This window comes from Billgrantia hypersalina (assembly GCF_052584175.1).
The window spans coordinates 167,387-183,190 of the sequence record NZ_JBMIQI010000017.1 but is presented as its reverse complement, the minus strand read 5'-3'; the positions used below and the strand labels follow the sequence as shown (position 1 = coordinate 183,190).

The following is a 15,804-nucleotide window of genomic DNA, read 5'->3' as shown; positions in this document are numbered from 1 at the left end:
GGCGAGAACCGCATAGCGCCAATGCGCACGACGAGGACACCATGCCCGAATATCGCTCCCGTACCACCACCGCAGGCCGCAACATGGCCGGCGCCCGCGCCTTGTGGCGCGCCACCGGCATGAAGGACGAGGACTTCCACAAGCCGATTATTGCTGTGGCCAACTCCTTTACCCAGTTCGTGCCCGGTCACGTGCACCTCAAGGACATGGGGCAACTGGTGGCGAGGGAGATCGAGAAGGCCGGCGGGGTGGCCAAGGAATTCAATACCATCGCCGTGGACGACGGCATCGCCATGGGCCACGACGGGATGCTCTATTCGCTGCCGAGCCGCGACATCATTGCCGACAGCGTCGAGTACATGGTCAACGCCCATTGCGCCGATGCCCTGGTGTGCATCTCCAACTGCGACAAGATCACCCCCGGGATGCTGATGGCCGCCATGCGCCTCAACATTCCGGTGATCTTTGTCTCCGGCGGCCCCATGGAAGCCGGCAAGACCAAGCTGCTCGACCACGGTCTCGATCTGGTCGATGCCATGGTCATGGCCGCCGACGACTCGGTGGACGACGCGACCCTGGCCGAAGTCGAGCGCAGCGCCTGCCCCACCTGCGGCAGCTGCTCCGGCATGTTCACCGCCAACTCGATGAACTGCCTGACCGAAGCGCTGGGCCTGGCCCTGCCGGGCAATGGAACGGTGCTTGCCACCCATGCCGATCGTCGTCGCCTGTTCGAAACCGCGGGCCACCGCATCGTCGGGCTGGCCAAGCGCTACTACGAGGGTGACGAGGCGCACCTGTTGCCCCGGGCCATCGGCTCCAAGGCAGCCTTCAAGAATGCCATGACCCTGGACATCGCCATGGGCGGCTCCACCAATACGATCCTGCACCTGCTGGCTGCCGCCCAGGAAGCGGAGATCGACTTCACCATGGCCGACATCGACCGGCTGTCGCGGGAAGTGCCGCAGCTGTGCAAGGTGGCGCCCAACACGCAGAAATACCACATCGAAGACGTTCATCGCGCCGGCGGCATCATGGCGATTCTCGGTGAGCTCGACCGCGCCGGGGTACTCGATACCCGTGTGCCCACCGTCTACGGCGATACCCTCAAGGACGCCCTGGACGAGTGGGACATCATGAGAAGCCCGTCGCCGGAGGTGGTGGAGTTCTTCAAGGCGGGCCCCGGTGGGGTGCCGACCCAGGTGGCGTTCTCCCAGAGCGCGCGCTGGCCGAGTCTCGACGGCGACCGCGCGGGCGGTTGCATTCGTGATCTCGAGCACGCCTTCTCGACGGAGGGCGGCCTGACCGTGCTCTACGGCAACATCGCCCTGGATGGCTGCGTGGTGAAAACGGCCGGTGTCGACGACTCCATTCTCATCTTCGAGGGCCCAGCCCACGTGGTCGAGTCCCAGGATCAGGCGGTGGAGCACATCCTGGCCGGCGAGGTGAGGGAGGGCGAGGTCGTCGTCATCCGCTACGAGGGGCCCAAGGGCGGGCCGGGCATGCAGGAGATGCTGTATCCCACCTCGTACTTGAAGTCGAAGGGACTGGGCAAGGCCTGTGCACTGCTCACTGATGGACGCTTCTCTGGTGGTACCTCGGGCCTCTCCATCGGCCACGTCTCGCCCGAGGCGGCAGCGGGCGGTGCCATCGGCCTGGTGCAATCCGGCGATATCATTCGCATCGACATTCCCAATCGCCGCATCGACGTCAAGCTTTCCGATACGGAGCTGGCTTCACGTCGTGAAGCGGAGGAGGCCCGGGGCAAGAACGCCTGGAAGCCGAGCATCCAGCGTGTGCGCAAGGTCTCGGCGGCGCTCAAGGCCTATGCCCTGTTGGCGACCTCGGCCGACAAGGGAGCGGTGCGCGACCTCTCCAAGCTCGACTGATCAATGACGAACCGGGCTTGGGCCCGGTTCGTCTCTCCGGCTCTTCTTGATGCAGCAGAAAGGGACGACGATATGCGCAAGCAGACCTTTGGCGTTGGTTTGATCGGTTTCGGCACGGCCGGTCGCATCTTCCATGCCCCGTTGATCCAGGCCACGCCTGGGCTGGAACTGTTGGCCGTTGTCAGCAGCTCAGCCGAGCGTGTGCACGAAACCTTGCCTGGGGTGGAGGTACTGGCCAAGCCGGCGGCGCTGTTCGCCCATGCCGACATCGATGTGGTGGTGATCGCCAGCCCCAATGAGACCCACTACCCGCTGGCCAAGGCGGCGCTCGCCGCCGGCAAGCATGTCGTGGTCGACAAGCCGTTTACCGTATCGCTGTCGGAGGCGCGGCTGCTCAAGTCCGAAGCCGACAAGGCCGAGCGTCACCTCAGCGTCTTCCATAACCGCCGCTGGGACAGCGATTTCCGCACCTTGCAGGCGCTGCTCACGGAAGGCACGCTGGGGCGCGCGGTTTCGCTGGAGCTGCGCTTCGATCGCTTCCGGCCGGAGGTGGCCGATCGCTGGCGCGAACAGCACAAGCCGGGCAGCGGTATCTGGTACGACCTCGGCTCGCACCTGCTCGATCAGTCGCGAATGCTGTTCGGCATGCCACGTGCCATTCTTCTCGATCTGATGGCGGCGCGCGACGGCGCCGAGGTGGACGACGATTTTCACGCCCTGCTGGACTATGACGGGCTGCGGGTCACCCTTCGTGCCAGCTCGCTGGTAGCCGAGCCGACGCCCCAGCTGGCGCTGCACGGCACGCGTGGCAGCTTCGTCAAGTATGGCCGGGACCCGCAGGAAAACTGGCTGCGGGAGGGGCGGACGCCAAGCCGCAACTGGGGGGTGGACCCTCGCCCCGGTCAGTTGACGGTTCTCGATGAGAGCGGCACGGGAGCACTGGCGACGCGCGAATACGTGGGGCCTCCGGGCGATTACCTGGCCTACTACGCCGGCATCGTCGAGACGCTGGCGGACGGGGCGCCGGTGCCGGTCGGCGTGGAGGAGGGGATCGAGGTCATGACCCTGCTGCAATCCGGCCTGGACAGCTATCGCCAAAGCCGCTGGATCCGCTGCAAGGAGGGCAATGGCAAGCTTCGCAAGCTACACCGATACGGCTGAGCGGTCATCATGGCCAGGCGGCGGGGCGATCACCAGCCCAGGGTCGGCTCGTCGTAGCGCCGCTGACGCAGAGCATCACGAGCGATGAACAGGGCGGCAATGGCCCGGGCCTCGTGGAAGTCCTCGCGCATCAGCAGGGCCGGCAGTTCCTCCAGGGCGTGGGTCTCGACCACCAGCGGCTCCGGCTCGTCGCCCGGCAGCCGCTTGGGATAGAGCTCCGTTGCCAGCATCACCTGCATGCGGTGGCGCATGTAGTTGGGTGCCAGTGACAGCTCCACCAGCGGTTCGATACGCCGGGCGCCGAAGCCGCACTCCTCCATCAGTTCGCGGTTGGCCGCGGTCACGATGTCCTCGCCCGGGTCGACCAGACCCTTGGGCAGGGTCAGCACATAGTCCTCGAAGCCCGCCGCATATTCGCGAATCAGCAGTACGTGATCGGGGTCGGGCATGGCAACGATCATGACCGCGCCCTGGTCGCTGCCGGTCAGGCGCTCGAAGGTGCGCTCGGCACCGTTCGCGAAGCGCAGTTCCAGCGACTCGATGTGGAACAGGCGGCTCCGGGCCACGGACTGGCGTGACAGCACCTGGGGTTTCTGCAAGGGTCTCTTCTCGGACATGAAGGCTCCGTATCGGGCGGGCTTCGGGAATGCGTCGGATATCCGCATTGGGTACAATACCACGCCTTCCACCGCTCAGACGCCACCGGGAGTCGCCATGATCGACTGGCGCGCCATCGATACCGTTCTGCTGGACATGGACGGCACACTGCTCGACCTGCACTTCGACAGCCATTTCTGGCTGGAACACCTGCCGCGGCGCTACGTGGAGCTGCATCGTCTGGACGAGGCCACCCAGGAGCAGGTGCGCGCCCGTATCCTGCGCGAGCGGGGTACCCTCAACTGGTACAGCCTGGCCTACTGGAGCCGTGAGCTGGGCGTGGACATCGTCGCCCTCAAGCGCGAGATCCAGCACCTGATCGGCCTGCGTGGCGATGCGCTGGATTTTCTCAAGTGGCTCAGCCAGGCCCACCCCCGGGTGGTGCTGGCGACCAACGCCGACCGTGAGAGCCTGGCGCTCAAGCTGCCGCTCACCGGGCTCGAAAATTATCTCGACGCCATTGTCTCCTCGGCCGATCTCGGCGTGCCCAAGGAGGCCCAGGCATTCTGGTTCGCGCTGCAGGAAATCGAGCCGTTCGACCCGGCACGGACCCTGTTCATCGATGACAATCCTGAAGTGCTGGAGAGCGCAAGGGAATTTGGCATTCGGCATCTCCTCGGCATCAAGCAGCCCGACAGCAGGCGGCCGGAAAAAGAGCTGGAGGAGTTCATTGCCCTGGACCGCTTCGCCACGATCCTTCCCGAGGAACTACCCTCGGAGGTACGCGGCAATGGGGAGAAAGGGGAGTCTGCCGAGACAGGAGGGCACGGTGGATAGCGTACGACTCGACAAATGGCTGTGGGCGGCGCGCTTCTTCAAGACGCGCGCCCTGGCCAAGAAGGCCATCGAAGGCGGAAAGGTTCAGTACAATGGCGCGCGTGCCAAGACCAGCAAGAGCGTTGAGGTGGGCGCCCTGATTCGCGTGCCTCAGGGTTGGGAGGTATGGGAAGTGGAGGTTCTGGCGCTTTCCGACCAGCGCCGTGGCGCTCCCGAGGCGCGGGAGCTTTACCGCGAGACGGCAGAGAGCGCCGAACGCCGCGCTCGCGAGGCAGAAGGACGCCGCCTGACCAACCAGGCGATGCAGCACCCTCTCAAGCGTCCCGACAAGAAGCAGCGACGCGACATCCAACGTTTCCAGCGCCAGCGGGAGGAGTGAACTCCACGCTGGCAGGTGAACCGAACGACTCTTCCGGAATCGACCATGACCGACCAGATCCAGCGTTTCTTGTTCGAACGCACCAACGTTCGTGGCGAGATCGTCACGCTTCAGACGACCTACGGCGAAGTGCTCGACCGACATGACTATCCGCCGGCCGTTAACCGACTTCTTGGCGAGTTGCTGGCCGCCGTGGCGCTGCTCACCGACACCGTCAAGCTCGACGGCGTCCTCAGTATTGAAGTACGCGGCCAGGGAGAACTGTCGCTGCTAATGGCAGAGTCCAACCCCGGCGGGGAATTGCGCGCCATCGCGCGTCTGGCGGAAGATGCCTCGCTGCCTGAAGAGGAGGCGAATTTCCGCGAACTCGTCGGCGACGGGCATATCGTGATCACGCTCGACCCCCGCGAGGGCAATCGGTACCAGGGGATCGTGGCGCTCGACCAGGACAGTCTGGCCGGCTGTCTCGAGGCCTACTTCTCCCAGTCCGAGCAACTGCCGACCCTGCTCTGGCTACGCGCCGACGGCGAGCGTGCCGGCGGTCTCCTGTTGCAGCGGCTTCCGGACGAATCCCGGAACCAGGACGAAGACGCCTGGGAGCGTACCGTCCACCTGGCGCGTACTTTGCGCACCGACGAACTGCTCGGGCTCGACCAGCGCGAACTGCTGCATCGGCTCTATCACGAGGAGACGGTGCGGGTCTTCGAACCCAAGCCGCTTCAGTTCGGCTGCACCTGCTCGCGGGAACGCATCGGTGACGCATTGCTCACCCTGGGTGCCGACGAACTGCGCGACGTGCTGGCCGAGCAGGGCGAGATCGAAACCCAGTGTCACTTTTGCCATACCTACTATCGCTTTTCCGAGAGCGAGATCGAGGCCTTGCTGCATGTTCAGGGCGGGCCGCCTCCCGTACTGCATTAACGCGATATCGGCGAGCGAGGCGGTACCAGCCGCCTCGTTCTTCCGTCTGACATTGCTGCGATGCACAAGCTGATTGACGTCAACCTGCGGCGATTTGCCTCGATGTAGTAGAAAAACTACAAGAACTTCGGCCAACGTTAACGTTTCCTGCCAGCTCTCTTTTTGCCATAATGACGCCCGCCTTAAGGCCGATCGCCGCATTACAAGACGGCATGTATCCGCACGGACGATCGGAAACTCAAACGCAATTGGCGTTACCGACGCCTGGCACACGAGAGAGAACCGGCCGCAAGGCCCAGGAAACGACATGACCACATCCCAAGCCGCTCCTCAAGCACACGTTAATCTCAGTAGCGCCGAACTCATCGAGCGTGCCGTGGCACGCGGAGAAGGTCGTCTGGCCGCGAATGGCGCTCTGGTAGTGAACACCGGCGAGCGTACCGGCCGTTCCCCCAAGGATCGCTTCATTGTCGATGAACCCTCGACCAGTGGCGATATCGACTGGGGCAGTGTCAACCGGCCTTTCCCCGCCGATCAATTCGATGCTCTTTGGGGGCGCGTCGAGGATTATCTCAACAGCGGCGACCGCTTCGTTTCCGAACTTCACGTGGGCAGCGACCCGACTCACTACCTGCCAGTACGGGTGACGACCGAGACGGCCTGGCACAACCTCTTCGGCCGCACCATGTTCGTGCGCCCGGAGGGCTACAACCCGGCCGCCAAGGAAGAATGGACCATCCTCAACGCACCGTTCTTCGAGTGCGACCCGAACCGTGACGGTACCAATAGCGACGGCACCGTGATCATCAACTTCGCCCAGAAGAAGGTGTTGATCGCCGGGATGCGCTATGCCGGCGAAATGAAGAAGGCGATGTTCTCGGTGCAGAATTTCCTGCTACCGGCTTCCGACGTGCTGCCCATGCATTGCAGCGCCAACGTCGGCGAGGATGGCGAAACCGCGCTGTTCTTCGGCCTCTCCGGCACCGGCAAGACCACGCTGTCCGCCGACCCGGCGCGTTATTTGATCGGCGACGACGAGCATGGCTGGGGCCCGGGCACCGTGTTCAACATCGAGGGCGGCTGCTACGCCAAGTGCATCGACCTCTCGGCCAAGAATGAACCGGTGATCTGGGATGCCATCAAGTTCGGTACCGTGCTCGAGAACGTGGTCCTCGACGACCGTCGCGAGCCCGACTACACCGACTACAGCCTGACTCAGAACTCGCGTGCCGCCTACCCGCTGGAGCATATCGAAAAGCGCGTACCGGAGAATCGTGCGGGCGAACCCAACGCCATCATCTTCCTCACCTGCGACATGTCCGGCGTGCTGCCGCCGGTGTCGGTACTGTCCAAGGAAGCGGCGGCCTATCACTTTCTCTCCGGCTATACCGCCAAGGTGGGCTCCACCGAGATGGGCTCCTCCTCGGGCCTGGAAGCGACCTTTTCCACCTGTTTCGGTGCGCCGTTCTTCCCCCGGCCGGCCCGGGTCTACGCCGACCTGCTGATCAAGCGGGTCGAGGCCAAGGATGCCCAGGTCTACCTGGTCAATACCGGTTGGACAGGCGGTGCCTATGGCGAAGGCGGCTCGCGTTTCTCGATTCCGACCACCCGTGCCATCATCAGCGCGATCCAGTCCGGCGTGCTGCGCGACGTCGAGACCAAGCGCATCGAAGGGCTCAACCTCGACGTGCCGGTGTCCGTGCCTGGCGTGGATTCCAGCCTGCTCGACCCGCGCAAGACCTGGGAAGACCAGTCCGCGTACGACCGCAAGCTGCGCGACCTGGCGGCCAAGTTCGTCGACAACTTCAAGAAGTTCGACGGCGTCAGCGAGTCCATCGTCAAGGCCGGCCCCAGCCTGATCTGAAGCCGGGCATACGCAGTACGACGGGGGAGGGGCGTAAGCCTCTCCCCCGTTACGTTAACGGTTCGAGGCGAGCGTCCGCTGCTGCCGGTGCATCGCCCACCAGCGCAGCAAGTCGATGACGACAAACAGGGCGAGGCTTGCACCCAACACCGGCAGCGCCAGCCCCAGCGCCACGGCAAGGGTTAGTACGCCCAATCGGGCTGGCCACGACAGGGCTACGAATATCTCGCTCAGCGTTTCCCCGCGTTTGCGCTGGGTTGCCCGCCGGCGATGCCACCACATCGTATACCCCCAGCACACCAGCACCACCAGGCAGGTAGCCACTGCCGCCAGGGCCAGTTGATTGGGCAGGCCGAACAGAACCCCCATATGCAGGTCGATGCCCCAGCGGGTGAGCTTGGCGGCGAGGGGAAAGGTGGTGAAGTCGGTGCGGTCGGTGACGGCCATGGTTCGGGGATGCAGTGCCAACTGGTCGACTTGGGTGGGCCAGCTTCGGTCGATTTCGCTGACGCGCCAAGCTTCTTCCGCGTTGCCGGGCGGGTCGAGCTGGAGCAGCGCGGCATCGATGCCGGCCGCTCGCGCAGCGCTCAGGGCGCGATCGAAATCCGCCAGGCTCAAGTCTTCCGCATCGGGCGCATGCGCGTGGCCATGTTCACGATGCGCATCGTGCTCGTGGTCGGTTGCCGTCTCGGGCAGTCGGGTCGAGACGCTTGGCGTGCCCCAGCCCCAGGCGTGGCGCAGTTCGGCGATGTTGCCGCCCGCCCACTTCGACCAGGTGAGGCCGGTGGCAGAGAAGAACAGCAGCCCCAGCGCCACGACCGCGCCGAGAGTGGCATGATGCCGGCGTCGGGCTTGGGGTCCGCTCAGGGCACGCGGTGCCCGGCGACGTTGCCACCACAATACGACTCCGCCCAGGGCGGCGATCCCTAGCCAGGAAGCGGCTAGCTCGCTGTAGAGCCGGCCTGCATCGCCCAGCAGTAGCTGGCGATGGAACAGGTCGATGGTGGTGCGCAGGGGTAGCACGCCACTGGTGCCGTAGACGGTCATGTCACCCTTGATCTCAAGCGTTACGGGGTCGATGAACAGGGCGCGATGCTCCGAGGGGCCGAGGTCGGAGGCGGCGAACATCACTCGTGTGGTGGTGCCGGGCTGGGGTGCCGGTCGCACCGCGGCGGGCAGGATGACTTCGCCCAAGGCTTGCTGCGCCGCTTCCACCTGCTCGGCGAGCGGCCGAGGCGCGCCGCTCTGCGTGCCAGTCAGGGCATCGCGATAGAGCCAGGCTTCGAGCGAGGGGGAGAGAACGTAGGCGATGCCGGCGAGGGCCGCTACCAGTATGAAAGGGGCGACAAACAGGCCGATATAGCCATGAAGTCGGGTTAGTAGTGCAAGCAGCAGCCTGCCGGTGCGACGCGAAGGCGGCGCCGGGTATCGAGATGTCACGTGTCAGCTCCTGTATGAGGACGAACGACCGCAAGGCCTGCCAGGCGTTAGCAGGCCTCGGGAACCGCATTTTCAGGCGGAGCGCAAGGGAGGGGCACGTCCCCGATAGCGTGGATATCGCTCGCTTTGGACGAGGCGCCATTCCCCGACGGTGGGTGGGGCAGGCGAGGACTGGTGCCGGTCGAGGGGAGTTACTGCGCGGACCCCCAGGGCCGGCATGTGGAGAAAGAAGAGGCAATAATCGCACGCCGCCAATGTCGTGTGGCGCTCTTTAGGTGCGGTGTGCCGGTCGATTGATGGCGCCTGGGTTTGTGCGGTCTGATGCCCTTCATGGTGGGGTGCATCATGCGCCACTCGCCCTGTCTCGACCAGGCGCTGGGTCTGGCTCAGCAACGGCCCGCCGATGGCCAGGCTCAGGGCGAGCAGACCTAGGCAGACCAGTAGACGATGCCAGCGATGCATAAAGCGATGCACAAAAGAATCCCGAGCGCCGAGGTAGGATACCCGACTCTAGTCGACGGAGGGCAGGGTGCCAAGACTCGAACTCCTTCGAAAAACAGGAGGTCAAAACATGAAGAGGCATGCGCTCGTGCCTCGCACACAAGGCACCATGGTGCCGGGGGGGAACATGAAACGCCGTCTTTTTCTCGGTCTGCTGGGTACGGCCGGAGCCGCCGGGCTTCTGCCGAGCGTGGGCTGGGGGTTTCCCCGGCTCAGCCTGGAAGCCGCGCCGGGGCTGGAGCGTATCGAACTCTCGCGCGACGAGTGGCGTGAGCGCCTCACGCCCGAGCAGTTCGAGATCCTGCGCGATCACGGTACGGAGGAGCCATGGTCGAGCCCGCTGGACAAGGAGACCCGTGAGGGAGAATACCGCTGTGCTGGCTGTGATCTGCCGCTGTTTACAAGCGCCATGAAATACGATTCGGGCACCGGCTGGCCGAGCTTTTTCGATCATATCGAAGGGCATCTGCTCAGCCAGCTCGACTTCAGCCTGGTCTGGCCGCGGCGCGAGTACCATTGCGCCCGCTGTAGCGGCCACCAGGGGCATGTCTTCAGCGACGGCCCCGAACCTACCGGCCTGCGCTGGTGCAACAACGGCCTGGCACTGAGTTTCGTGCCGGCTTGACCGAATCGATGCTGCGGTAGCCTAGAACGCTTCCTCGGTAGGTCTCGTGTCAGCTCGGCTGGGCTGGAACTGACGACCGGTGGGCGCTGGCAGGAAGGTCTGCGATGCATCGGCGGCGTCGCTCAGGCGAAAGCTGGCGATCAAGTCGTTCAGGCGCTCGACCTGATCGCGCATCTCTGCCGCCGCGGCGCTGGTCTGCTCGACGAGCGAGGCATTGTGCTGCGTCATGTTGTCGAGTTCGGAAACGGCAGTGTTGACCTGGGCGATGCCCTGACTCTGCTCCTTGGCACCGGCGCTGATTTCCCCGATCACGCCGGTGATCCGCTCGATGCTGGTGACGATTTCCTGCATGGTCTTGCCCGTACTCTTCACCAGGCTCGCGCCCGACTGGGTGCGGGAAACCGAGGTGTCGATGAGTTCGCGTATGCCCCGAGACGCCTCGCTCGAGCGGCTGGCCAGGGTGCGGACCTCCTGCGCCACCACGGCGAAGCCGCGTCCGTGTTCGCCGGCGCGTGCGGCTTCCACCGAGGCATTGAGAGCGAGAATATTGGTCTGGAAGGTAATGCTGTCGATCAAGCCGATGAAGTCGTTGATCTGTGCCGCTGACCGACTGATGTCGTCCATGGTGCTCTCGACCTTGGCCATGGCTTCCTGGCCGTGGCGGGCGACGTCCACCGTCTCCTGCACCAGCTGGTTGGCCTGCTGGGTGGCGTCCGATGTGTTGCCCACCGTTGCCGTGATCTCCTCCATGGAGGCCGATGTCTCCTGCAGGTTGGCGGCGGTCTGTTCCGTGCGCGAGGCCAGGTCCTGACTGCTCTTGGCGATCTCGTTGGAAGCGTTGTGCACGCTCAGGGTGCTGCTGCGAACGGTCTGCAGTGTCCTGTCGATGCGCAGTATGAAAGCGTTGAATTGCTCGGCCAGTTCGCCCAGCTCATCCTTGCGCCGGCTCTCGATGCGTGCCGTCAGGTCGCCGTCGCCTTCGGTGATTTCCCGGATGCGCCCGGTGATCTGGCGAATGGCACGCGACATCAGCATAGGGCCAACCAGCGCAATCGCGACGGCAGCAAGAAAGACCAGGAGAGTAAAGCCGAGGACGCTGAATTGCTGCGTCCGGATTCGTGAGAGTGTCAGGGCCTCGAGCTCGATGACCTTGGCATCCGCCAACTCGCCGGCCTCGTTGTAGACGTCCCTGAGGCGGTCGAAAGCAACGAGCGAGGCTCCCTCGAGCCGTTCGCGTGCTGCCTCGGTATCACCGGCGGCATGTAGGGCCAGCACCTCGCTGGATTGCGCCGACCAGTCGGTGAATAGCGCCTCGAAATCGTCCAGGCGGTCGACGACCTCGGGGTAGGCGGCAAGCAACAGAGTGAATTCATGCATGCGCTCATAGGCTTGCTGGGCATTCTCCGCGTAATCCTCCTGCAGGGCCTGGGCCCGGTCGGAGCCGCTTGTCGCCTGCAGGCTTTCCAGCTCGGCCACGCGGGCCTGGTAGAGGTCGCGGTCGGCGTTGAGTACGGCGGATATGGCGGCATTGAAGGTGCCGCTGAATTCGGTCATGCGGTCCCTGACGGAGTGCACCAGCAGCAGGTCGGCGACGACCACGACCAGTAGTGACAGGGCGACGCCGATGAAGGCGACGGCATACTTGACGCGTATCTTGTTCATGGGATTGTTGCGCATCGGACATGACTCCCTTGCTGGAGTGTGCGGTTCGAGTGGTTTTTGCCACGTCGTTATCGTTATCGGCGCTATGTGTGCGCTAAGGGAGGAGGGCATTCACTGACGTTATCGGCATAATCTGCCCCGAGCTTTAATGCCGGAGCGGAATGCGGCGAAAAAAATGAGTTGGCTTAAGGGCGTTGCGCCCGGTAGCAGGGTGCCGTTCAAGATCTATGCTTTGAACCCCTCCACGATATGCCGGGCCAGGCCATCCACGGCGGGTGAGGCGGCTTCGGGCGAGCGCAGCAGGACAATGGAGCCATCAGGAAGGGGAGGGAAATCGTCGGCCTCGCCGAGAATACGCATGCCCGGCGTGACCAGGCTCTTCATCAGCGCGGAGACGGCGAGCCCGGCGCCGACCACCGCCTGCAGAGTGGCGAGGCTGGGGCTCGAGTAGGCGATGCGATACTGTCGCCCGGCACGGGTCAGGGCGTTGCAGGCGTGGCGCCGGCAGAAGCAGGGCTCCTCGAACAGTGCCAGCGGCAGCGGCGCCTGGCGATGCACGGCATGACTCTCCGCCACCACCCACACCGTCTCCTCGCGGCGCAGGATCGTGCCGATCTCCTGGCCGACTTCGCGAGTGACGATGCATAGGTCGAGGCTGCCCTGCTGGCGCCCGAGCAGCTCCGACGAGGGGGCGCACTGCACCTCGACATCGACCAGCGGCCAAGTCTGGGAGAAGGACTTGAGAATCCCGGGCAGGAAGCGCATGACGAAATCGTCGGGCACGCCGATCCGCACTCGCCCGACCATCTCGGGCTTGCGCAGCTTGTTGAGCGCCTCGCCCTGCAGGTCGAGGATACGGCGGGCATAGCCGAGCAGCGTGGTGCCCTCGCTGGTCAGGTGCATCTGGCGCCCATGACGCTCGAACAGGGGGCGCTGGATCACGTCCTCCTCGAGGCGCTTGATCTGCATGCTGACCGCCGACTGGGTGCGGTTGACCGCCTGGGCGGCCCGGGTGAAGCCGCCGTGGTCGACAATGGCGACGAAGGTACGCAGCAGCTCATGATCGATGGTGTTCAACATAGAAGGTTGCCATCAAGCAGGGTGATACATTGCATAATAACTATTCGTTGGATTGATTCAAGCGGCTTGCCGAGACTCTCCCTGATCGTCATGTATCGGAGGAGTCCCATGAGAACCGTCACCTGCAACGCCTCTTGCTGTGCCGCAACGAGAAGAGACCGGGCGAGCCACCTCGACCTCTCCCTGCTCGGGGCCGGGCTGGCGAGAGTGCGCCACTGGATGCAACTGCGCCACGAACGCAAGCAGCTCAGTGAGCTCAGCGACCGCATGCTGCGTGATATCGGCCTGACCCGCCATGAAGCGGCGCGCGAGGCGCGCCGCCGCGTCTGGGACGACATCGGCTGGTGGCGTTGATGCAGCGGCGACAGCGTGGCGTTTGTGATACCTTGGCGCGATCTTTCGTTGCCGCAACACCAAGGAAGTCATGGACGCCACGACCCGGATCATCTCGCGCCTCGCCGAGGAACTCGCCGTTCGCCCGCAGCAGGTGTCAGCTACCGTGGAACTGCTCGACGGCGGCGCCACCGTGCCCTTCATCGCGCGCTACCGCAAGGAGGTCACGGGCGGCCTCGACGATACCCAACTGCGTCACCTCGACGAGCGCCTGCGCTACCTGCGAGAACTCGAGGAACGCCGTGCCGCCGTGCTCGCCGCCATCGACGAGCAAGGCAAGCTGACGTCGGAGCTCGAGAAGCAGATCCAGGCGGCCGACACCAAGCAGCGCCTGGAAGACCTCTACCTGCCTTATAAAAAGAAGCGTCGCACCAAGGCGCAGATCGCCCGCGAGGCGGGGCTTGAGCCGCTGGCCGATGCGCTGCTGACTGACCCCACGCTCGACCCCGAACGCGAGGCCGCCGCCTACCTGCGGCCGGCGGAAGGCGACGTGCCGGCCGTGGAGGATGCCAAGGCAGCGCTGGACGGCGCGCGCCAGATCCTCATGGAGCGTTTCGCCGAGGACCCCGAGCTGGTCGGCTCGCTGCGCGAGCGGCTGTGGCAAGAGGGCATCCTCAGCGCGCGGGTCCTTGAAGGGAAGGCGCGCGAGGGCGCCAAGTTTTCCGACTATTTCGAGCACGACGAGCCACTGGCCAAGGCACCCTCGCACCGGGCGCTGGCCATGTTCCGCGGTCGCAACGAGGGCGTGCTGACCCTGGCCATCCGCCTGCCCGGCGAGGAGGAGGCACCGGTCCATCCGGCCCAGGTGGCCATCGCCCGACACTTCGCCATCCACGACGAGGGTCGCGCTGCCGACAAATGGCTTGCCGATGTGGTGCGCTGGACCTGGCGGGTAAAGCTTTATACCCACCTCGAGACCGAACTGATGGGGCGGCTGCGCGAGCGCGCCGAGCTGGAGGCGATCGATGTCTTTGCCGCCAATCTCAAGGACCTGTTGCTGGCCGCCCCGGCGGGGCAGAAGGCGACGCTGGCCATCGACCCGGGCCTGCGCACCGGCTGCAAGGTGGCGGTAGTCGATGCCACCGGCCAATTCCTGGAACATGCCACGATCTACCCGCACGCCCCGCAGAACCGTTGGGACGCCTCGTTAGCCGAATTGGCCAAGCTGGTCGACAAGCACGATGTGGCGCTGATTGCGGTGGGCAACGGCACGGCTAGCCGCGAGACGGACAGGCTGGCCGGCGATCTGGTCAAGGCTTTCGCCGGCAAGAAGGCCCTGGCCAAGGTGATGGTCAGCGAAGCCGGCGCCTCGGTCTATTCCGCCTCCGAGTACGCCTCCCGTGAGCTGCCCGACCTCGACGTCACCATTCGCGGCGCCGTTTCCATCGCCCGGCGCCTGCAGGATCCGCTGGCCGAGCTGGTCAAGATCGAGCCCAAGTCGATCGGCGTGGGCCAGTACCAGCACGACGTCTCCCAACTGCAGCTGTCGAGGAGCCTGGAGGCGGTGATCGAGGACTGTGTCAACGCCGTGGGTGTCGATCTCAACACGGCGTCGAGCGCGCTGCTGTCGCGGGTGGCCGGGCTCAACCCGGCGCTGGCCGAGGCCATCGTCGCGCGGCGCAACGCCGAGGGGGCTTTCCGCAGTCGCAAGCAGCTGCTCGATGTGAGCCGCCTGGGCCCCAAGACCTTCGAGCAGTGCGCCGGCTTCCTGCGCATCATGAATGGCGACAATCCGCTTGACGGCAGCGCGGTGCACCCCGAGGCCTATCCCCTGGTGGAGCGCATCGCCAGCCGCAGCGGGCGCCCGGTGGCCAGCCTGATCGGCGACAGCGCCACGCTCAAGGCGGTGAAGCCCGCCGACTTCGCCGACGAGCGCTTTGGCGTGCCCACCGTCAGCGACATTCTCAAGGAACTCGACAAGCCGGGGCGCGACCCGCGTCCCGAATTCAAGGCCGCCGAGTTCCGCGAAGGGGTCGAGACGCTGAAGGACCTGGAGCCGGGCATGATCCTGGAGGGCAGCGTGACCAACGTGACCCACTTCGGCGCTTTCGTCGATATCGGCGTCCACCAGGATGGCCTGGTGCATATATCCGCGCTTTCGGACAAGTACGTCGAGGACCCGCGCTCGGTGGTCAAGGCTGGCGACATCGTCAAGGTAAAGGTGATGAGCGTGGATATCGAGCGCGCCAGGATCGGGCTTACCATGCGCCTCGACGATCAGCCGGGCGAGGCCGAAGGCGGCAAGAGCCGCGGCAGAACGTCGCGCAACGTTCAGGGCGAGGGACGCGGCGGACAGGGCAAGGCGCCGCGCAAGGGCGCGCCTCGCGAGCAGGCCCAGCCCAACCAGATGGGCGCTCTCGGGGAGGCACTGCTCAAGGCCAGAAAGGGCAAATCTTGATCCCGATACACCTCTCGCCATACTCTCGACATCAATCGCATGTCCGGCTGTCGCAGGCAG

Annotated in this window: 14 protein-coding genes; 9 read left to right on the top strand and 5 right to left on the bottom strand. The window is 64.9% G+C overall.

The annotated features are described in order from the left end of the window. Nucleotides 1-41 precede the first annotated feature (41 nt). Nucleotides 42-1,886: a dihydroxy-acid dehydratase gene (gene ilvD, locus ACOJCM_RS13865; protein WP_445212646.1), complete on the top strand. Its 1,845-nt coding sequence runs from the start codon at nucleotides 42-44 to the stop codon at nucleotides 1,884-1,886. Between the two features lie 72 nt (nucleotides 1,887-1,958). Continuing rightward, nucleotides 1,959-3,047: an oxidoreductase gene (locus ACOJCM_RS13860; RefSeq protein WP_445212645.1), complete on the top strand. Its 1,089-nt coding sequence runs from the start codon at nucleotides 1,959-1,961 to the stop codon at nucleotides 3,045-3,047. A 29-nt stretch (nucleotides 3,048-3,076) separates the two neighbouring features. On the opposite strand, the gene nudE is transcribed toward ACOJCM_RS13860, so the two are convergent. Further along, nucleotides 3,077-3,664 carry an ADP compounds hydrolase NudE gene (gene nudE / locus ACOJCM_RS13855; protein ID WP_445212644.1) on the bottom strand — a complete coding sequence of 196 codons (588 nt, stop codon included), beginning with the start codon at nucleotides 3,662-3,664 and terminating at the stop codon, nucleotides 3,077-3,079. Between the two features lie 97 nt (nucleotides 3,665-3,761). Here nudE and yrfG point away from each other — a divergent pair, with 97 nt between their 5' ends. From yrfG to ACOJCM_RS13835, 4 genes are all read left to right on the top strand, one after another. Next, nucleotides 3,762-4,481: a GMP/IMP nucleotidase gene (gene yrfG, locus ACOJCM_RS13850; RefSeq protein ID WP_445212643.1), complete on the top strand. Its 720-nt coding sequence runs from the start codon at nucleotides 3,762-3,764 to the stop codon at nucleotides 4,479-4,481. Further along, nucleotides 4,474-4,860, top strand: a complete 387-nt coding sequence (locus ACOJCM_RS13845; protein ID WP_445212642.1) for an RNA-binding S4 domain-containing protein — start codon at nucleotides 4,474-4,476, stop codon at nucleotides 4,858-4,860. Before yrfG ends, ACOJCM_RS13845 begins: the two co-directional genes overlap by 8 nt. A 45-nt stretch (nucleotides 4,861-4,905) precedes the next feature. Next, entirely contained in the window at nucleotides 4,906-5,781 is an 876-nt protein-coding gene (gene hslO / locus ACOJCM_RS13840; protein WP_445212641.1) for an Hsp33 family molecular chaperone HslO, read from the top strand. A 307-nt stretch (nucleotides 5,782-6,088) separates the two neighbouring features. Further along, nucleotides 6,089-7,645: a phosphoenolpyruvate carboxykinase gene (locus ACOJCM_RS13835; protein ID WP_445212640.1), complete on the top strand. Its 1,557-nt coding sequence runs from the start codon at nucleotides 6,089-6,091 to the stop codon at nucleotides 7,643-7,645. A gap of 54 nt (nucleotides 7,646-7,699) precedes the next feature. Here the strand turns inward: ACOJCM_RS13835 and ACOJCM_RS13830 are convergent, their stop codons facing one another. Next, nucleotides 7,700-9,085 carry a PepSY-associated TM helix domain-containing protein gene (locus ACOJCM_RS13830; protein ID WP_445212639.1) on the bottom strand — a complete coding sequence of 462 codons (1,386 nt, stop codon included), beginning with the start codon at nucleotides 9,083-9,085 and terminating at the stop codon, nucleotides 7,700-7,702. Nucleotides 9,086-9,157: 72 nt separating this feature from the next. Then, complete coding sequence (locus tag ACOJCM_RS13825; protein ID WP_445212795.1) at nucleotides 9,158-9,547, bottom strand: DUF2946 family protein; 390 nt, start codon at nucleotides 9,545-9,547, stop codon at nucleotides 9,158-9,160. Between the two features lie 166 nt (nucleotides 9,548-9,713). On the opposite strand from ACOJCM_RS13825, the gene msrB reads away from it, so the two are divergent. Further along, nucleotides 9,714-10,211 (top strand): peptide-methionine (R)-S-oxide reductase MsrB, encoded by a 498-nt coding sequence (gene msrB, locus ACOJCM_RS13820; RefSeq protein ID WP_445212638.1) that lies wholly within the window; start codon nucleotides 9,714-9,716, stop codon nucleotides 10,209-10,211. A 21-nt stretch (nucleotides 10,212-10,232) separates the two neighbouring features. Here msrB and ACOJCM_RS13815 read toward each other — a convergent pair whose 3' ends face one another. Further along, nucleotides 10,233-11,888, bottom strand: a complete 1,656-nt coding sequence (locus tag ACOJCM_RS13815) for a methyl-accepting chemotaxis protein (protein ID WP_445212637.1) — start codon at nucleotides 11,886-11,888, stop codon at nucleotides 10,233-10,235. A gap of 210 nt (nucleotides 11,889-12,098) precedes the next feature. Continuing rightward, on the bottom strand, nucleotides 12,099-12,953 hold the full coding sequence (locus ACOJCM_RS13810) for a LysR substrate-binding domain-containing protein (RefSeq protein ID WP_445212636.1): 855 nt from the start codon (nucleotides 12,951-12,953) through the stop codon (nucleotides 12,099-12,101). A 108-nt stretch (nucleotides 12,954-13,061) separates the two neighbouring features. Between ACOJCM_RS13810 and ACOJCM_RS13805 the strand changes: the two genes are divergently transcribed. Together ACOJCM_RS13805 and ACOJCM_RS13800 are read left to right on the top strand one after the other, a co-directional pair. Further along, nucleotides 13,062-13,307, top strand: coding sequence for a DUF1127 domain-containing protein (locus ACOJCM_RS13805; protein WP_445212635.1), 246 nt, complete (start codon nucleotides 13,062-13,064; stop codon nucleotides 13,305-13,307). Between the two features lie 70 nt (nucleotides 13,308-13,377). After that, entirely contained in the window at nucleotides 13,378-15,744 is a 2,367-nt protein-coding gene (locus ACOJCM_RS13800; RefSeq protein ID WP_445212634.1) for a Tex family protein, read from the top strand. The last annotated feature ends 60 nt before the right edge of the window (nucleotides 15,745-15,804 follow it).

What these genes read in the sequence shown, in the direction of transcription:
- ilvD (WP_445212646.1), top strand. Translation starts at nt 42, where the DNA reads ATGCCCGAATATCGCTCCCGTACCACCACCGCAGGCCGCAACATGGCC.
- ACOJCM_RS13860 (WP_445212645.1), top strand. Translation starts at nt 1,959, where the DNA reads ATGCGCAAGCAGACCTTTGGCGTTGGTTTGATCGGTTTCGGCACGGCC.
- nudE (WP_445212644.1), bottom strand. Translation starts at nt 3,664, where the DNA reads ATGTCCGAGAAGAGACCCTTGCAGAAACCCCAGGTGCTGTCACGCCAG.
- yrfG (WP_445212643.1), top strand. Translation starts at nt 3,762, where the DNA reads ATGATCGACTGGCGCGCCATCGATACCGTTCTGCTGGACATGGACGGC.
- hslO (WP_445212641.1), top strand. Translation starts at nt 4,906, where the DNA reads ATGACCGACCAGATCCAGCGTTTCTTGTTCGAACGCACCAACGTTCGT.
- ACOJCM_RS13835 (WP_445212640.1), top strand. Translation starts at nt 6,089, where the DNA reads ATGACCACATCCCAAGCCGCTCCTCAAGCACACGTTAATCTCAGTAGC.
- ACOJCM_RS13825 (WP_445212795.1), bottom strand. Translation starts at nt 9,547, where the DNA reads ATGCATCGCTGGCATCGTCTACTGGTCTGCCTAGGTCTGCTCGCCCTG.
- msrB (WP_445212638.1), top strand. Translation starts at nt 9,714, where the DNA reads ATGAAACGCCGTCTTTTTCTCGGTCTGCTGGGTACGGCCGGAGCCGCC.
- ACOJCM_RS13815 (WP_445212637.1), bottom strand. Translation starts at nt 11,888, where the DNA reads ATGCGCAACAATCCCATGAACAAGATACGCGTCAAGTATGCCGTCGCC.
- ACOJCM_RS13810 (WP_445212636.1), bottom strand. Translation starts at nt 12,953, where the DNA reads ATGTTGAACACCATCGATCATGAGCTGCTGCGTACCTTCGTCGCCATT.
- ACOJCM_RS13805 (WP_445212635.1), top strand. Translation starts at nt 13,062, where the DNA reads ATGAGAACCGTCACCTGCAACGCCTCTTGCTGTGCCGCAACGAGAAGA.
- ACOJCM_RS13800 (WP_445212634.1), top strand. Translation starts at nt 13,378, where the DNA reads ATGGACGCCACGACCCGGATCATCTCGCGCCTCGCCGAGGAACTCGCC.